Genomic DNA, 16,297 nt, shown 5'->3' with positions numbered 1-16,297 from the left:
CCTCCTCTGGACGATTCTATTGAAATAACGGCAAAAACGGTTTGTTCTTCTCCAGCATTTCATCCAGCAGCTGTTCAGCTACGGTGACCGAAGGCATGAGCGGATGATGAACCATCGCCTGCAGGGCCACATCCCGGTCTCCGTGCACAGCCGCCTCGATCGTAAGACTCTCATATTGCTTGACCGCAGCCAGCAGGCCTCTGACAGACTGGGGCACCTTGCGCAGCGGAATCGGCAGCGGCCCCTGCTTGGTGACCATACAGTTCACCTCAATCGAGGCATCGTCCGGCAGGAAATCAATAATCCCGTTATTCCTTACATTCAGCGTCTGGATATCGCGGGAATCATTATGGATAGAGCGCATCAGCAGCACTGCCGCCTCCGAGTAATAAGCTCCGCCGCGCTTTTCCAGCTGCTTCGGCTTCTCCTTCAGCTCCATGTTCCGGTACAGCTCGAATAGCTCCTCCTCCACCTTCTTCACAACTTCAGCGCGTGATCCGGCCGTTGCCGCTGCTTCCTTCTGTTCCGCCAGCATCGCGTCCGTCATATAGTAATAGCTCAGATAATAGGAAGGGATAGCCTTCAGACCGTTCAGAAACCGGTGGTCCCAGGAATCAAACGGCACATTGCTTGCCTTATAGCTCTCGGGGTAATCAATAAGCTCCTGCAGCTTGCTCTTCCCGTCAATCACGACATCGGATACCCAGTGCAGATGGTTGATGCCGACAAACTCCGCATAGATCTTCTCCACGGGAAGCCCGAAGAATTCGGAGAGCCACTTCTGAAATCCGATCGGCGAGTTGCACAGGCCCACGCTTCTAACCGATGAATATTTGTGAACAGCTTCAGTCACCATCCCGGCCGGATTCGTAAAATTCAGCAGCCAGGCATCCGGGGCCAGCTCCTCGATATCCTTGCAAATGTCCAGAATAACCGGGATGGTCCGCAGGCCCTTCATCATTCCTCCAGGGCCTGTAGTCTCCTGACCGATGACACCGTACTCAAGCGGAATCAATTCGTCCCACTTGCGTGCTTCAAGCATCCCTACCCGGATCTGCGTGCAGACGAAGTCCGCTCCGGCAATGGCCTCCCGGCGGTCAAGCGTCGCTGCAACGGTAATCGGCAGTCCGGACTCGGCAATCATCCGCTTGCTCAGTTCCGTAATCGTATGTAGCTTCTCTCTTCCTTCTTCAATATCCACCAGCCATATTTCGCGGACAGGAAGCTCCTGGTGGTGCAGGATGATCCCTTCAATTAATTCAGGCGTATACGATGACCCCGCTCCGATAACAACCAGCTTCAATGTTTCCCCCATGATAATTGCTCCTCCTTACCCTGTGATAGATGATCAAGAACCTCCTGATTCACATGCAACCCGCTGCTTTCCATCGCCAGAACGACCGATCCTACAACCGGCTCCCGGGTTAAAATCCTTAATGTGCCGTCCGGGGCCGCCTGCTTCACTCTTCGCTCAATGGCCCGGCGGATGATGCCCGCACGGTCTCCCTTGGTCAGCAGGCTGCCTGCAAGCACGATGTCGAAGGACTCCTCCTCCATGGCCAACCGGCGGATAGCCGAGGCAGCCGCCAGACCCAGCTCATCCCCTTGCTTGACCAGCAGCCCGGTGGCCACCGGGTCCCCTTCCTCTGCCGCCTGAAACAGCAGCTCCGCAATTTGGGGAGGCAGATCTCTGAAATGATCGAGGTAATCCTCTCTTAGCTCCGGGACATTGGAATAGCCCAGCAACTGAGTTAAGCGTTCGCTTAGGACCGTCTTCTGTTCTCTTCCGTCATCCGCCCTGAGGACGCTGCGGAAAACCTCCATACTTAAGTCATAGCCGCCGCCGAAATCCCCGAACCGGTAGCCGAAGCCGCCGCATTGATAGGCAGCACCCGCCGGATTTTTACCGCTGCAGTTCACGCCCGATCCGCAAATCAGCACAATCCCGTAGTTCTTCTCTGTACCTGAACGCAAGGCATTCCAGGTATCACAGGAAATCTCCGTCCGGGGAAGGCCGAGGCGGCCGATGATGGGCCGTAAAATCCTAAAATCAGCCTCTCTGTCCGCTCCCGCCAATCCGAACCAGGAATAATCCAGTTGCTCCCTGGTCAGCCCGGATGCTGTAATGGCTTCCGATACAGCCTGCTGCAAGCTGTTCTCCGCCTGCTCACGGTTCAGCTGATGATTCCCGTTCCCGCCCTTGCCTGCACCGAGAAGCTTCCCCTGTTCATCTGCAATCATTGCGTAGGTCTTACTGCCCCCTGCATCCACTCCCAAAAAATACTTCACAGATCATTCACTCCTAAATTTCAAGTTAATCGAACAGAAGCGGTAGATTCACGGATGAGAAGCTGAGGAGCAAGCTTCGTTACCGCAGGGGGCATCACCTCCCCATTGATCAGCTTCAGCAGTAAGTCAACGCCGATATTGCCCATCTGCGCCTCTGGCTGTCTAACCGTTGTGAGCCGCGGGTAGAATTCACCGACGAACTGCTGATCATCAAAGCCGACCACGGAGATATCCTGAGGCACCAGAATCCCCTCCTCACGCAGGGCTTGAACAACCCCGAGGGCAATAAAGTCGTCTCCCGAAAAAATGGCTGTCGGCAGCTTATCCTCGCGGACCCATCTCTTCGCCACCTCATAACCGCTGCTTACCGTAAAGCCGCAATATTCCGTGCCAAAGGGCGTTAGTCCCGCTTCATCCAGCGCCTGGACATAACCCCGTTTGCGCTCCGTTACACTCAGGAACTCCGAAGGGCCGCCGATATAGGCAATCTGGGTGTGTCCAAGACTAATCAGGTGTCTTGTTGCTTCATACCCGCCCTGATAGTTATCGACGACAACACTCGGAACATCCTCATGCTCGAACTGGTTATCCAGCAGGACAACCGGGATGTTCTTGCGCTTCAGCTCCTCCACATATTCCTTCTCCTCCAGCGGAGACAACAGGATAATCCCGTCCACACGGTCCTTCTGGAACAGGAAGTTCACCCCATCATCGTCATTCTCGGCGATGGACAGGGCCAGGAAGTACCCCTGCTCTGCCAGCTTCCGGTTCACTACGCGAATCACCCGGTCATAGAAAGAATCGTTAAAGTTGGTAATCGACATCCCAATGACTCCGGTCTTGCCGCGCACCAGACTCCGCGCCGCTGAATTGGGCTGATAATTCAATTCCTCTATCGCATTCAGCACTTTCTGGCGGTTGCCTTCACGTACAGAGGGTGAATTGTTAAGGACTCTGGATACGGTCACTACAGAGAGCCCCGACTTCTTGGCTACATCATGAATATTCATCTAAGTATCTACGCCTCCACACTCAAAAGTTTAAACGATTTAACTTTTAAAGTAATAAAAAAGATTTAATCAGCACGCCATAACTCACAGCCTGACTGAAAAATCGAACATTGGACGTCAGCTTTGTATTTATTAAAAGTATCAAAACCATCCAGAAAGTTTAAAGGTTTATACTTTACACTGATTTTACAACCAATTCCCCCGGCCGTCAATCCATAAAATGCAGCCGTGCTTAATATTCCGGGAGGTTGGATCGCCGGGACTAGTAAGAGCAAAAAAAACCTCCCCTCACCCGTGAAGGGTAAAGGAAGGCTTAAACGTGGCGCAAGCTGAAGCAGGGCAGCTATGCTATACTAAAGATATGATAAGCCAAGTGAGGTGAAGCCAATGAAGTGGGGAGAGATTACAGAATTGCACCCAAGCCGCTTTGTACTGGTGGAAGCAATTAAAGCAAGCTCAAGTAACCGCATGCGTCATTTAGAAGATATGGCAGTCATACAAGATTACGATAACCCGCAAGAAGCGTGGAGCGGCTATAAAAAGCTGCACAAACTTCATCCAAACCGTGAACTGTATGTATTCCATACAAGCAGAAATGATGTTGAGGTTGTGGAAGAGATTTTCTCAGGAGTAAGGCAACCGATATGAAGTTACACTTCCTTCATGGCCTGCCTATTATTTCTTTGACACTAACTTACCAAGGTGAATCCATTTCTCTTAGAAATCTTTTATTTGATACTGGCTGTGCTGCAACCGTCTTTGATTCCGATATACTAGCTGTAATAGGTATCGATATTGATTTTATTAACGGAAGAGCCAAGCGAATGTATGGAGTAGGAGGAACGAGCGAAATTTGTTATGAGCAGCAGATTCCCGACTTTTGCATTGAAGATATCGATTTGAGTGATTTTCCCATACAGCTTGGTTCGATTCAAGAGCCTTACGGCTTTGATGGAATTATTGGCATTGATTTTATGATGAGCGCCAAATGCAAGGTAAATTTTGAAACCATGACCATCGAATTTGATAAATAAACCAAGCGATGCCCCATCAGAGGTCAGCAAGCGCTTGGTTTATTTTTGCCCGCAACAAAAAACCTCCCCTCATCCCGAAGGATAAGAGAAGGCTTAAACGCATCACCTCTGAAGCATGGCAGCTAGATTTTCAGCTCCCCAAGCTTGATCAGCTCGACAACCGCTTGCGAACGGCCTTTTACGTTTAATTTTTGCATTACGTTTGAGATGTGGTTGCGGACGGTTTTTTCGCTGATGAATAACAGTCCGGCAATATCCCGTGTAGTTTTGTCCTGCACAAGAAGCTCGAATACTTCGCGTTCACGATGCGTCAGCAAAAATTTGCTATGATGTTCGTTGCCCTTCAATGGTGTCACCCCTCCTTGCCCTGGGTTTGTTTGGTATAACAAGGTAAAGGGATACAGTCAAAACATACTATGTGGAGGGGCAGTTAATGGTGCTGTCGCAGCATTAAATTGGGCGGGGGCAGGCGCGGAGCATGGACAAACCCGGTACTTCTGACCGGAATGCACACAAAAAACGGCTGCTGCTCCTTAGTCATTAAGGCGGCATCCGTCGGGCAATGTCTATAGAAACCAAGCTGCTAAAGGGTTGCTCAGGCAAAAAATATTGCTGAACATCCTTCCTGCCTGCAGCGTGAAATGGCTAACGTTACCGGTCCGTCACGCCCTTGCGGTCACGCCGGTTTCTCCGGTAAGGCTTGTTGCACCCCCAGTGTAAAGTATGAAATGGATTCCATAGCAAGCTTTTTATCGGCCGAAAAGCTGTTCATTTCTATGTTAGAATAATGACATACCAGTCTCACACAGGAGGCGCAGAGAAGCGTGGCTAATATTAAAGAAATCGCCCGGATGGCCGGAGTGTCTGTAACGACCGTCTCACGGGTGCTCAATAATCATCCGTATGTCAGCAAGGACAAAAGAGCCGCTGTATTGCAAACGATTGAGCAGCTCGACTATACCCGCAATATGAACGCCGTTCATCTGATTACCGGACGTACCGGTGCGGTGGCGGTGATTCTGCCGTATATTCACGCTTTTTATTTCTCGATTATTATGAATGGCCTTGCCCACGAGGCGCTGCTCTCGCAATACCGGCTGATTCTGTGCCAGAGCAATTACCTGGAGGAAGAAGAAATCAAAGTGCTGGAGATGCTGCGCCATAAAGAGATTGACGGTGTTGTTATTGTATCTACTGCGCTGAAACCGGACATCATCGAGGAGTACACGGCCTACGGTCCGGTCGTCACCTGCCAGGACAGCGGAGAGCGGCGCTATTCCTCTGTCTATATTGAGCATTATGCGGCTTTCAAGGAAGGGCTGGAGTACTTGACCGGCAAAGGGTACCGCTCCATCGGGTATTGCGAAGGAAGGAGTAACGGCAGCAGCGCCGTGATCCGGCAGGCTGCTTACCGCGAATTCATTGCTGAGCATAAGCTGGCTTTTGAAGAGGAATGGATGATCTATGACTGTACAACAGAGGAAGACGGCGCAGCCGCTGCACAGTCCCTGCTGAAGATGCCACAGCGGCCGGAAGCCATAATTATTACTGGAGACCATGTAGCTGCCGGGCTGATTATTGAAGCGCGCAGAGCCGGCCTCAGCATCCCTGGGGACCTCGCAGTTATGGGCTTCGATAACCAGCCGATTGGACGGCTGCTTCAGATTACCACCATGGACAACCACCTGTATGAGATGGGGGCCGCCGCCTTCCGCATTATCCATGAGCAGATTCACTCGGAGCGCCCCGAGCCGGTCTACCGCAAGCTGGACTACCGGATTATTGAGCGGGCCACGGTGTAGAATCCGATCAGCCGGAAATTTATATATACGAACTGCGTCTTCCGCCTGCCGGGAGGCGTATTTTTGCATTTTATTTGTGCGGATCATTATGAATATGATAATTATCACATTTTTATTGACAGCCAATAGGGGGAGATTTATGATAAGTCCATCATTGATAACGATTATCATTTTCATAAATGAAAAGGGGTATCCATACAGATGAAAATAGGCTATGCAGTACCCGCAGGTTTGCTTGCGGCTTCCCTCCTGTTTGCCGGCTGTGCGGGCAAGGACAACAACAATAACGATGGCAACAACGGCAACAGTGGTAACAAATCAGGGAATAATGCCGCAGCCCAGGCAGACAGCGGGGCAGAAAGTGTAGCGAAGGCCGGAGGTGAGACGAATGCAGATTTCACCACTGCCATCGACAAATACCGCAAATACGTCATTGAACAATGCGATGCGTTCGTTAAGCAGACCGAGGGCTTCACGGATGCCGTCAAGGCGGGCAAGCTGGATGAAGCCAAGGCGCTGTATGCTCCGGCACGCATGCATTATGAGCGGATCGAGCCGATCGCTGAAGCGCTTGGGGATCTGGACCCGAACATTGATGCCCGTGAGAATGATGTAGATGCTGCGGACTGGCGCGGCTTCCATAAGATTGAACAGGCTCTCTGGCAGAACAATACAACGGAGGACATGACGGATGTCGCGGACCGCCTGCTGAAGGATGCGCAGCTGCTGCGCGCCAAGGTGGAGACGGCCGGAATCGATGCCAATCTGCTCGTTACCGGGGCTGTTGAGCTGCTGAATGAGGTCTCCTCCTCCAAAGTAACGGGGGAAGAGGAGCGTTATTCCCATACGGATTTGTATGATTTTGTGGCGAATGTGGAGGGGGCCCAGAAGATCTATGAGCTGCTGAAGCCGGAGCTGGCCAAAAAAGATCCGGCCCTTGAGCAAACCATCGGCGAGCGGTTCACCGCCTTAATGAATGAGCTGGCGCCGTTCAAATCGGGGGAGGGCTACGTCTCTTACGAAACGCTCAAACCGGAGGAGGTCCGCAGGTTAAGCCAGAACCTCGACGCCTTGGCTGAGCCGCTATCCAACATGGGAACGATTCTGGGAGTGTGACCGATATGAACAAGAAAGATACTAATTCCCGGAATAAGGCTGACGCGGATCACGGGATTCCTGCGCCGGAGACCCAGCTGTTCAACACCAAATTCAGCCGCCGCGATATGCTGCGGCTGACCGGTGCCTCGGGTCTCGGGCTGCTGCTCGGCGGAGGCGGTGTGGGCGGCATTATGGCGGCACGCCAGGCAGCAGGACGGGCGGTCCCGGCCGCCGCAGCCTCCGGGCAGAATGAAGAACAGGCGGATACGATCCCCTTCTACGGCAAGCACCAGGCGGGGATTCTTACCCCTGCGCAGAATTTTCTATGCTTCGCTTCATTTGATGTGACGACTACCAAGGTCAGTGATCTGAAAAAACTGCTGGAGGACTGGACTGCCGCCGCCGCTGCCCTGACCTCGGGTACGATGATCGGCACGGCAAACGACAAGCCCAATCTCCCGCCTACCGACACCGGCGAGGCGGATGGCCTCACCCCTTCCAAGTGTACACTTACCTTCGGGGCAGGTCCGGCCCTGTTCGACAGCCGGTTCGGGCTGGCCGGAAAGCGCCCCGCTTCCTTCACTGAGCTTCCGTCCTTCCCAGGAGACAGCCTGGAGCCGCAGTGGTGCGGCGGAGATCTCTGTGTCCAGTCCTGTGCGGACGATATGCAGGTGGCATTCCATGCTATCCGCAATCTGGCCCGCATCGCCCGGGGCACGGCGGTGCTGCGCTGGACCCAGGAAGGCTTCCAGCGCAGCGGCAGCGCCGATCCGTCAGGCGGCACCCCGCGTAATCTGCTTGGCTTCAAGGACGGCACGGGGAATCCGGACGTCACCGATGAGACGCAGATGCGAAATATCGTCTGGAGCGGCAGCGCCGATGGCCCGGCCTGGATGAACGGGGGCACGTATCTTGCGGTGCGACGCGTACGGTTCCGTATTGAGGTCTGGGACCGCTCCTCGCTGAGCGATCAGGAAGCCACCTTCGGGCGGCACCGGCAGAGCGGTGCACCGATTGGAGCCGGAGATGAATTCGCCGAGCTGAATCTGGCAGCAGCCGATGCTGCTGGTAAGCCGCTCATCCCGCCGGACTCCCATTCCGCTCTCGCTCATGGGGACGGCTCGGTCAAGATTCTGCGCCGCTCCTACTCCTATTCCAGCGGCATGGATCTCAAGACCGGTCAGCTCGATGCCGGTCTGGTGTTCATCAGCTTCCAGAAGGACCTGTTGAAGCAGTTCGTCAGCATCCAGCAGCGCCTCGCCAAAAATGACCGGCTGAATGAATATATGGTTCATACCGGCAGTGCTGTCTTCGCCTGCTTTCCCGGTGTCCGGGAAGGCGGTTATATCGGGGAGCTGCTGCTCGAGGGATGAAATGCCTAGGCTGTGAACGGTGACGCTGAGAAAGCAGGAGCCATGGGAATTGCGAGGCCTGAAGCGCAACGGCGATTCGGGGACCGGAGCTGCGGCGATTCGGGGACCGGAGAGGACGGACAGGTAGCTGATCGTTATGGACTGAGAGGCCTTTATTTTCTCTTTTCGAGCATATTCAGCTACTCCAGCGGACTGCACGGCGCTTATTTCCGCTACAGCGGGCGTTTTCCTCCCAATTATTTGTACATAAGCTCCACTGAGTCCGTTCAACTTGCAGAAACGTTAATATTACTAAAATAGGCGCAGCTGAGTCCGTTGCAATTGACCCCTCCTCGCTAAACTTGAAGGGAATGATCCCGATGATGATCACGGTTACACATAGTCCATGGCGGCAGTTCAGGGCAGCGCTGCTGCTGCTCTGCCTGCTTGTGCTGCTGCCCGGCGCGCCGGCTTCTGCGTCAGGCGCGCCGCTGGATGAGTTGCTGCCGCCTGTAGGCAGCGCGCTGGTCGAGGCCGGCCAGAGCCGCTGGGCGGAGGCGGCGGCCGATGTTGATTCGTTCGCGGCGCTGTGGCGCAGCGCGAACGAGAGCACGCCGGACCCGGCACTCGCCGGTCCGGCTGCTGAAGTGGACGCCGCGCTGGCCGCTGCGGCGGAAGCCTTGGCGGGCGGCGGCGGAGCGCCCGCCAAGGCGGCCTTGTCCACGCTCGCCCGCAGCGTGGACGGGTTCGTCACCGCCGCCGCAGGCGAAGGCGGCGGTGACACGGGCGCCGCCGGACGCGCAGCGGCGGCGAAGCTGCTGCCCGCGGCGGAGCGCACGCGGGATGCGGCGCGCAGCGCCGACTGGGCCGCGGCGGCGGAAGCCTACCGCGCCGTGGTGAACGGCTGGACGCCAGTGGAACGCGGCATCCGGGCGGACAATCCCGCCGTCTACGGCTTGCTGGAGACGAAGATGAGCCTGCTGCGCATTGCACTGCAGGCAGAGCCGGTCCGCGGGGAAGCAGCGCAGGCGGAAGCGGAAGCGCTGGTGACGCTGCTGTCCGGCTACAGCGAAGGCCAGGCCGTCGATACCGGTGGCGCGCCAGCGGAGCCGGCTTCCATTGAAGGGCTGATCAGCTATCTGAAGCAAGCTTCCGCCTCTGCCCAGGCCGGCGACAGCACAGCAGCCGCAGATATAATGGAACAGTTCATCGCTGCCTGGCCTTCGGCCGAAGGCCAGGTCCAGCTGGCCTCACCCAAGGTCTATGCCAGCGTCGAGAACAAGAGCACCGCCGTCACCGGTTATCTGCTCTCCAGTCCTCCGAAGCTGGACCAAGCGCTATCGCTTATGGACACAATGCTCTCTGAGCTGACGCCGCTGGCCGGGGAACAGACTTATACCGCATGGGATGCGGCACTCATTCTGCTGCGCGAGGGGCTGGAGGCGATTCTTGTACTCGCCGCCCTGCTTGCCTATCTGCGCCGTGAAGCAGTACCGGCGGCCCGCCGCTGGGTCTGGTCCGGCGCGGCAGCGGGTCTGGCTGCAAGTATCGGCCTCGCCGTATTGCTGACCTATTCCCTCTCCCAAGCCGCCTCCGGCGGCGCACGCGAGCTGATCGAAGGCATCACCGGCCTCGTCGCTGTGGTCATGATGCTCACCGTCGGCCGCTGGCTGCATGGGAAATCCAGCACGGCAGCCTGGAATAAATATGTGGACCGCCAGATGCAGGGCGCTCTGGCCAAAGGCAATCTGTGGTACCTGTTCTTCATCGCTGCGCTGGCCATTTTGCGCGAAGGGGCCGAGACTACGATTTTCTACGCAGGAATGGCACCGGCCATTGATACCTCTCAGCTGCTGCTCGGGATTGGCAGTGCCCTTGTGGTCCTGATTATCCTCGGCTATGCCATGATTGCACTGAGCGCCAGATTGCCGGTTGCCGCCTTCTTCCGCGCTGCTACAGTGCTGATCTACTATCTGGTGTTCCGCTTCCTTGGCGAGAGTCTCCATGCGCTGCAGATCGCCGGCAAGCTGCCTGCCCATAACGGGCAAAGTCTGCCTTCCATCGGCTGGCTTGGCATATATCCGACTTGGGAGACCACCCTCCCGCAGCTGCTGATTCTTGCCTTCATCCTGTGGGAGCTGCTGCGCAGCAGACGGACTGCCAATAGGACAAAGGCTGCAAACGGGATCACGAAGTAAACATTTTTACTATAAAGAGCTGCAATCTTGTGCGTGTGCTCCTCAAACACGCAGATTGCAGCTTTTTGTATCTCCTGCCACTTGTCAAACCTTGCGGGATGCATTTTTCACAGTGAACTAATTGACTATGATCCTCATACAGGGATGTCCAAAGAGTTTTTGCTACAATTCTAAAGTTTAATGGTCGCGATCTCCCTCTCCTTTTTCAACCCCAAACCAAACTGCCTATTGCAACCTTCCGCGATTTGTTTTATTCTGATTATGAAAATAATTTTCTTTAAAAACGTATTAATTTTGTAAAACAATTTCATGAGCGGTGCATTAGGCAAAGCTAAGTATATCCATACTACATGTCCATTTCTGCATTTTCATTCTATACGTAGAGAAAGCTACATGAATCTGAATCTATAGAAAAGAAGGTGAACGCTTGTCTCCCATTCTGCATGCTCTGGAGCATGACAAGCCCAAGCTGTCGCAAATGGAACGCAAGCTGGCTGAGCGTATTCTGGCCTCGCCCGGGGAGATTGTCCATATGGGCATCACCGAGCTGGCGGAGGAATGCGGTATCAGCACAGCGACGATTACGCGGTTCTGCAAAGCGCTGCACTTCAAGGGGTATCCCGATTTCAAGCTCAAGCTGGCGGCTGAGCTGGCGCATAGCGATGGCTCGCCGGAGACCGGCAGCTCCTCTTATCAGGACATTGTGGCCGGCAATCCGCTGCAATTCATTGTAGAGGCCATGCAGGCCAACCACCTGGCCTCGATCCGGGATACCACCTCGCTGCTGGATCTGAGCCGGCTGCAGCAGGTCATTGATCTGCTGTGCCGGGCGCGGCGGGTTGATCTGTACGGGATGGCAACCTCATCCATCGTAGCCCAGGATTTCTATCAGAAGCTGATCCGCATCGGCGTGAACTGTACCGCTTTTGCCGATTCCCATATGCAGATTACTTCCGCTTCCTCACTCTCTTCCGGCGATGTAGCCTTCGCAGTCTCTTATTCAGGAGAGACCCCGGAGACGGTGGATGCCTTAACCTGTGCGGCCGCAAGCGGCGCAGCCACGGTGTCGTTAACCTCATACGGAAGCAGTACTCTCGCTACACTCGCTGATATTCCGCTGTTCTCCTCGTCTCTTGAGCAGGGCATGCGGCGCGGTGATATGGCCTCACGGATCGCTCAGCTGCACATTATCGATATTCTGTTCACCGGCATGGTCAGTACCCGGTTCGGGGATTTCATCCCAAGGCTTGAGCAATCTTACCGGAACGTCCAACATTACCGTCATAAACGGGGAGGTCAAATCTAATGAATATTTTGAAATTTCAGCATGAAGAAGATTTCGCAGCCACAGGAGCTAACCTGATCGCCAGTCTGCTGCAGAGCAATCCCAGAGCCGTTCTGGGGCTGGCTACCGGAAGCTCCCCTGTCGGGGTATACGAGAAGCTGGTGGAGATGCACCGCAAGGGCAATGTCAGCTTCGCCAAAGCATCATCCTACAACCTGGACGAATATGTCGGACTGCCTGTGGATCATCCACAGAGCTACCGGAGCTTCATGAATGAGCATCTGTTCAATCACATTGATATCGACCTGGCACGCACCCATGTGCCTAACGGAAATGCTCCAGACCTTGCGGCCGAATGCCGTGCGTATGACAAGCTGCTGGAGGATAACGGTCCGGTGGATCTGCAGATCCTCGGCATCGGCAGCAATGGCCATATCGGCTTCAACGAGCCGGATGCCAGCCTGAGCAGCGGAACACATGTGGTCGATTTGCTGGAAGAGACCCTGGAAGCCAATGCCCGCTTCTTCGAGCGTGTAGAGGATGTGCCGCGTCAGGCGGTAACAATGGGCATCGGCGGAATTCTTAAGGCGAAGCAGATTGTACTGCTTGTCCGCGGGGAAGAGAAGGCGGAAGCGGTTAAAAATGCGCTGGAGGGCCCAATCACTACCCAGTGTCCCGCCTCGCTGCTGCAGAGCCATCCGAATGTGGTCGTCCTGCTGGATGAAGGAGCTGCGAAATGGATGAAATAAACGGTGCGCACGGAGAATTGTTGTACGGCAAGGTGCTGACTCCTGACGGAATCACCGAGCAGGGTGTGATTGCCGTAGCGGATGGCTTGATTCAATATGCCGGAGAAGCCTCCTGGCTGCCCGCAGCCTATGAGAGCTGGCAGACAGTCACCCGGGATCCGCAAGATCTGCTGATCCCCGGATTCGTCGATGTGCATGTGCACGGCGGAGCCGGACATGACTTCATGTACAGCGATGCAGCTGCGCTTGACGATATCACACGGTTCCATGCCTCACACGGGACGACCTCTATGCTTGCTACAACCATGACGGCTGCCAAGGCAGACATCGATCAGGTGTTAGCTGAGGTGGATGCTTATCGTTCCCGTGAAGGCGGCATGCCTTATGCAAGGCTGGCAGGTGTACATCTGGAGGGACCGTTCATCAGCGTGAGATGGCCAGGAGCGCAGAATCCTGAGCACATTGTTCCGGCTAATATAGAATGGCTGCAGGAATGGGAGGAAAAGTATCCGGGAATGATCCGTCAGGTCACCCTGGCTCCTGAGCGTGAAGCTGCCCTGGAAGCTATCCAGTGGCTGCGCAAGCATGGCATTACGGCTGCGCTCGGCCACACAGATGCCACATTCGAGCAGGTGATTACCGCTGCAGATGCCGGGCTGAACCATGCGGTGCACATGTTCAATGCCATGACACCGCTGCATCACCGCAAGCCGGGAACGGCCGGTGCCGTCCTGTTTGATCCCCGGATCAGAGCTGAGGTGATTGCCGATGGTATCCATGTTCATCCGGCAGCCATCAGCCTCATTACCCGGCTCAAAAACAATCATAATCTGCTGCTGATCACAGATGCCATGTCAGCAACCGGACTCAGCGACGGAGAATATGCCATCGGTGATCTGCCTGTGATCGTCAAGGACGGCATAGCCACGCTGAAGGAGCACCCCGAAGCGCTGGCCGGCAGCACACTGACGATGATTAGCGGGTTCCGTTATCTGGTTCAGGAGGTTGGTCTCAGCCTGCTGGAAGCCTCACAGGCTGCCAGCCTTAATCCGGCGCTGTCGCTCGGCATGCAGCGGTCTATCGGAACGCTTGAGGCAGGGAAGCGCGGCGATATTCTGCAGCTGGATCAAGACCTGAACCTGCGCGGTGTATGGATCGGCGGACGCAAGCTGGAGGCCTAATTCGGGGAATACACATCTTTGTATCCTTATAAATAAAGGTCCGTTTCAGCGGTATAAATACAACAATGCAGCCCTCTCACCCGGCTTTCCGGGTGAGAGGGCTGCATTATTTGTGTCTGTGCCCGTCCTATGAATAAGCCTCATATCCCTCTGGAATACTATCTTCATTCAAGGCACTATGCTGTAGCGCCTGCTCACTGTCCGCTGCGCGCAGGGAAAATCCGTTCCGCCATGATGCGGAATTCATTCGCGAAGCCTCTGAGCGGATGTCCGGCACGGAATTCCCGGGCATAATAATCGGCCCGTTCCACGAAATCCGGGTTCGCCGAGACATAGACATTGCTGACGTATGTGTTGCCTTTTTTAACCTCTGCGGCGATTTTGTTCTTGATTTCCCCGGGAAGCGTGTCTTTATCATCCCCCATACTGCTTCTGGACATCAGCCCGTTATTGCCGTTCCCCGGATAATCTTCGGGAGCTGCCATACCTGTACCGCCAATGGTTCCAGTGCCTGTCAGACTTCCAGGAATGCCGGCCATGGAGCCGCCTGTTCCCGTCATTCCTGGAACCCCCGCAGCAGTTCCTCTTCCGGTAGCTTTCTCGCGGGTGATACTCCGGGTGTGAACCTTGCCCGAAGCATCCTCCAGCATTACAGCAACATAAGCGCTTCGGCCGACCATAATAACGTTAGCCGAACGGACTTCCCGCATCGCCGCAACACGTTCAGCCAATTCCTTGCTCATCTCCATGCTGCTGAAGTCATCGTCACGGTTCATGTTCCGTGCGGAGTTCACGTGGATTCGCCCGTCTGTCCCCAGTACACTTTTCGTCTGCATATTGCCGCTATCTCCCGAATGGCCGGCACCGCAGCCGGTCATACTTATGGTGCCGAGCAGCAAGGCTGCAGACACGGACAAGCCTAATTTCGATCGCAACATTCCTTCATCCCCCATCACAGAATAATGTAGTGTAGTGTGACAACCCTTAGCATGGCTCCTCCGCTGCCCGGTTATCCAGAAAGGATTTGGCAGAGCTGCCTCCACAGTCACATGTAAGAGAACTCCGGCGTATCTTATATAACAGCAGACTGTGTTTCTCCGCGAGAGTCCAGATCAGGAGGGGTAAGCTTGAGAATTCTATTTACGTTTTATGTACCGAGCGGCGGGGTGGAGACCCTGAACAGACTGCGGTGTGAGAGCCTTCAGAAGAACGGCATCGAATGCCATGTGCTCTATCTCATGCCGGGGTCCGGCACCCACAATAGTGTAAGCTTCCCGGTATTTGTCACGAACCAGGATGAAGAGATCAGAACGGTACTGAATACCCATCATTATGACGCCATTATCGTAACCTCCGATTATCTTCTGCTCGAACGCCTGCGCCGGCTGGGGTATGGCGGCATCCTGATCTACGAGTCCCAGGGTCTGGGAACACGAAGCGAAGCACGTAACGTGATTATAGAGTCCGTGCCTTATCTCCAAGCCTTCTGCAATGCCGTGCTGATTCCCCCCACCGATCATTTACTGGAGCTGTTTATCGAGATCTGCCCCTGGCTACAGCGCTATGTTATTCCGAACCTCGTGGATGTACAAGGATTCCGCTATATCCCAGCCGAAGCGCCCGTTGATCCTGTTATCGCCTGGGTAGGGCGGCTGGAGCCCAACAAGAACTGGAGCGAGTACCTGAAGATTGCCTATCATATCCGCAAACAGAGGCCTAACCTTCATCTCTGGATGTTCCATGATCCGAGCTTGGCCTCCGATGACCAGAAGGCGGCATTCAATGAAGAGCTGCATGCCCTTGGCCTGAATGACCGGCTGAATGTGTTCACGAACATGCCTAACCAGATGATGCCTGTCTATTATTCATCGATTGCCGCTTCAGGAGGCTTCTTGCTGTCCAGCTCAGTCACAGAAGGCTTCGGATATGCTGTAGCTGAGGCTGTCTGCTGCTCCTGTCCAGTACTCAGCACGGATTCCGACGGAGTCAGATCCTTCATCACCCATAATATTACCGGCAAATTCTATCCGCTTGGCAATGTGGAGGCTGCCGTGAACGAAGGACTTGAGCTGATGAATAACACTGCGCTGCGTGAAGCCATCTGCTATCAGGGCCGTCAGCATATGGTTACGCATTTCGGATTCGATCAATACGCACATTCCTTCCGCGAGATGATGAATTCCTTCTCTATCTTCTAACTATTGCAAGCTTCCTATCCCCTGTCTTCCGGCAAAAAAACCTTCAACCCCCAGCATCAGCCGGGGGTTGAAGGTTTCTCTGTGTATGGCATTCTGCCCTG

The 16,297-nt window shown here is 54.7% G+C and carries 15 protein-coding genes; 10 read left to right on the top strand and 5 right to left on the bottom strand.

Annotated elements, in window-relative coordinates:
* Positions 1-16 precede the first annotated feature (16 nt).
* Genes MHH78_RS08745 through MHH78_RS08735 form a run of 3 tightly spaced genes read right to left on the bottom strand, consistent with a single transcriptional unit; the run spans position 17 to position 3,299 of the window.
* Entirely contained in the window at positions 17-1,315 is a 1,299-nt protein-coding gene (locus MHH78_RS08745) for a 6-phospho-beta-glucosidase (RefSeq protein WP_341167153.1), read from the bottom strand.
* Positions 1,300-2,289 carry an N-acetylglucosamine kinase gene (locus tag MHH78_RS08740; protein ID WP_076083023.1) on the bottom strand — a complete coding sequence of 330 codons (990 nt, stop codon included), beginning with the start codon at positions 2,287-2,289 and terminating at the stop codon, positions 1,300-1,302. The genes MHH78_RS08745 and MHH78_RS08740 overlap by 16 nt, the downstream gene beginning before the upstream one ends.
* Positions 2,290-2,309: 20 nt before the next feature.
* A complete protein-coding gene (locus tag MHH78_RS08735; RefSeq protein WP_341167152.1) occupies positions 2,310-3,299 on the bottom strand; it encodes a LacI family DNA-binding transcriptional regulator in 990 nt (329 codons plus the stop codon).
* Positions 3,300-3,686: 387 nt separating this feature from the next.
* Between MHH78_RS08735 and MHH78_RS08730 the strand changes: the two genes are divergently transcribed.
* Entirely contained in the window at positions 3,687-3,947 is a 261-nt protein-coding gene (locus MHH78_RS08730) for a hypothetical protein (protein WP_341167151.1), read from the top strand.
* Entirely contained in the window at positions 3,944-4,333 is a 390-nt protein-coding gene (locus tag MHH78_RS08725) for a hypothetical protein (RefSeq protein WP_341167150.1), read from the top strand. Before MHH78_RS08730 ends, MHH78_RS08725 begins: the two co-directional genes overlap by 4 nt.
* Positions 4,334-4,455: 122 nt before the next feature.
* On the opposite strand, the gene MHH78_RS08720 is transcribed toward MHH78_RS08725, so the two are convergent.
* On the bottom strand, positions 4,456-4,680 hold the full coding sequence (locus tag MHH78_RS08720; protein ID WP_019908812.1) for a helix-turn-helix domain-containing protein: 225 nt from the start codon (positions 4,678-4,680) through the stop codon (positions 4,456-4,458).
* A 477-nt stretch (positions 4,681-5,157) separates the two neighbouring features.
* Between MHH78_RS08720 and MHH78_RS08715 the strand changes: the two genes are divergently transcribed.
* The 7 genes from MHH78_RS08715 to nagA all read left to right on the top strand — a co-directional run bounded on the left by MHH78_RS08715 (position 5,158) and on the right by nagA (position 13,998).
* A complete protein-coding gene (locus tag MHH78_RS08715; protein WP_076082359.1) occupies positions 5,158-6,135 on the top strand; it encodes a LacI family DNA-binding transcriptional regulator in 978 nt (325 codons plus the stop codon).
* Between the two features lie 201 nt (positions 6,136-6,336).
* A complete protein-coding gene (gene efeO / locus MHH78_RS08710; protein ID WP_341167149.1) occupies positions 6,337-7,251 on the top strand; it encodes an iron uptake system protein EfeO in 915 nt (304 codons plus the stop codon).
* Positions 7,252-7,256: 5 nt separating this feature from the next.
* A complete protein-coding gene (gene efeB, locus MHH78_RS08705; protein WP_341167148.1) occupies positions 7,257-8,606 on the top strand; it encodes an iron uptake transporter deferrochelatase/peroxidase subunit in 1,350 nt (449 codons plus the stop codon).
* Positions 8,607-8,965: 359 nt separating this feature from the next.
* Positions 8,966-10,783: an FTR1 family iron permease gene (locus MHH78_RS08700; protein WP_341167147.1), complete on the top strand. Its 1,818-nt coding sequence runs from the start codon at positions 8,966-8,968 to the stop codon at positions 10,781-10,783.
* Between the two features lie 427 nt (positions 10,784-11,210).
* Entirely contained in the window at positions 11,211-12,089 is an 879-nt protein-coding gene (locus tag MHH78_RS08695; RefSeq protein ID WP_341167146.1) for a MurR/RpiR family transcriptional regulator, read from the top strand.
* Entirely contained in the window at positions 12,089-12,817 is a 729-nt protein-coding gene (gene nagB, locus MHH78_RS08690) for a glucosamine-6-phosphate deaminase (protein WP_341167145.1), read from the top strand. The genes MHH78_RS08695 and nagB overlap by 1 nt, the downstream gene beginning before the upstream one ends.
* The gene (nagA, locus tag MHH78_RS08685) at positions 12,805-13,998 is read left to right on the top strand and encodes an N-acetylglucosamine-6-phosphate deacetylase (RefSeq protein ID WP_341167144.1); all 1,194 of its coding nucleotides are present in this window, start codon (positions 12,805-12,807) and stop codon (positions 13,996-13,998) included. Before nagB ends, nagA begins: the two co-directional genes overlap by 13 nt.
* A gap of 194 nt (positions 13,999-14,192) precedes the next feature.
* Here the strand turns inward: nagA and MHH78_RS08680 are convergent, their stop codons facing one another.
* Positions 14,193-14,936 carry a YhcN/YlaJ family sporulation lipoprotein gene (locus tag MHH78_RS08680; RefSeq protein ID WP_341167143.1) on the bottom strand — a complete coding sequence of 248 codons (744 nt, stop codon included), beginning with the start codon at positions 14,934-14,936 and terminating at the stop codon, positions 14,193-14,195.
* Between the two features lie 189 nt (positions 14,937-15,125).
* On the opposite strand from MHH78_RS08680, the gene MHH78_RS08675 reads away from it, so the two are divergent.
* Positions 15,126-16,196, top strand: a complete 1,071-nt coding sequence (locus tag MHH78_RS08675) for a glycosyltransferase family 4 protein (RefSeq protein ID WP_209876019.1) — start codon at positions 15,126-15,128, stop codon at positions 16,194-16,196.
* Positions 16,197-16,297 lie beyond the last annotated feature (101 nt).

It is taken from the genome of Paenibacillus sp. FSL H3-0333, assembly GCF_038002805.1.
GTDB lineage: Bacteria > Bacillota > Bacilli > Paenibacillales > Paenibacillaceae > Paenibacillus_AQ > Paenibacillus_AQ silagei.
This window is presented reverse-complemented; position numbering and strand designations above follow the sequence as displayed.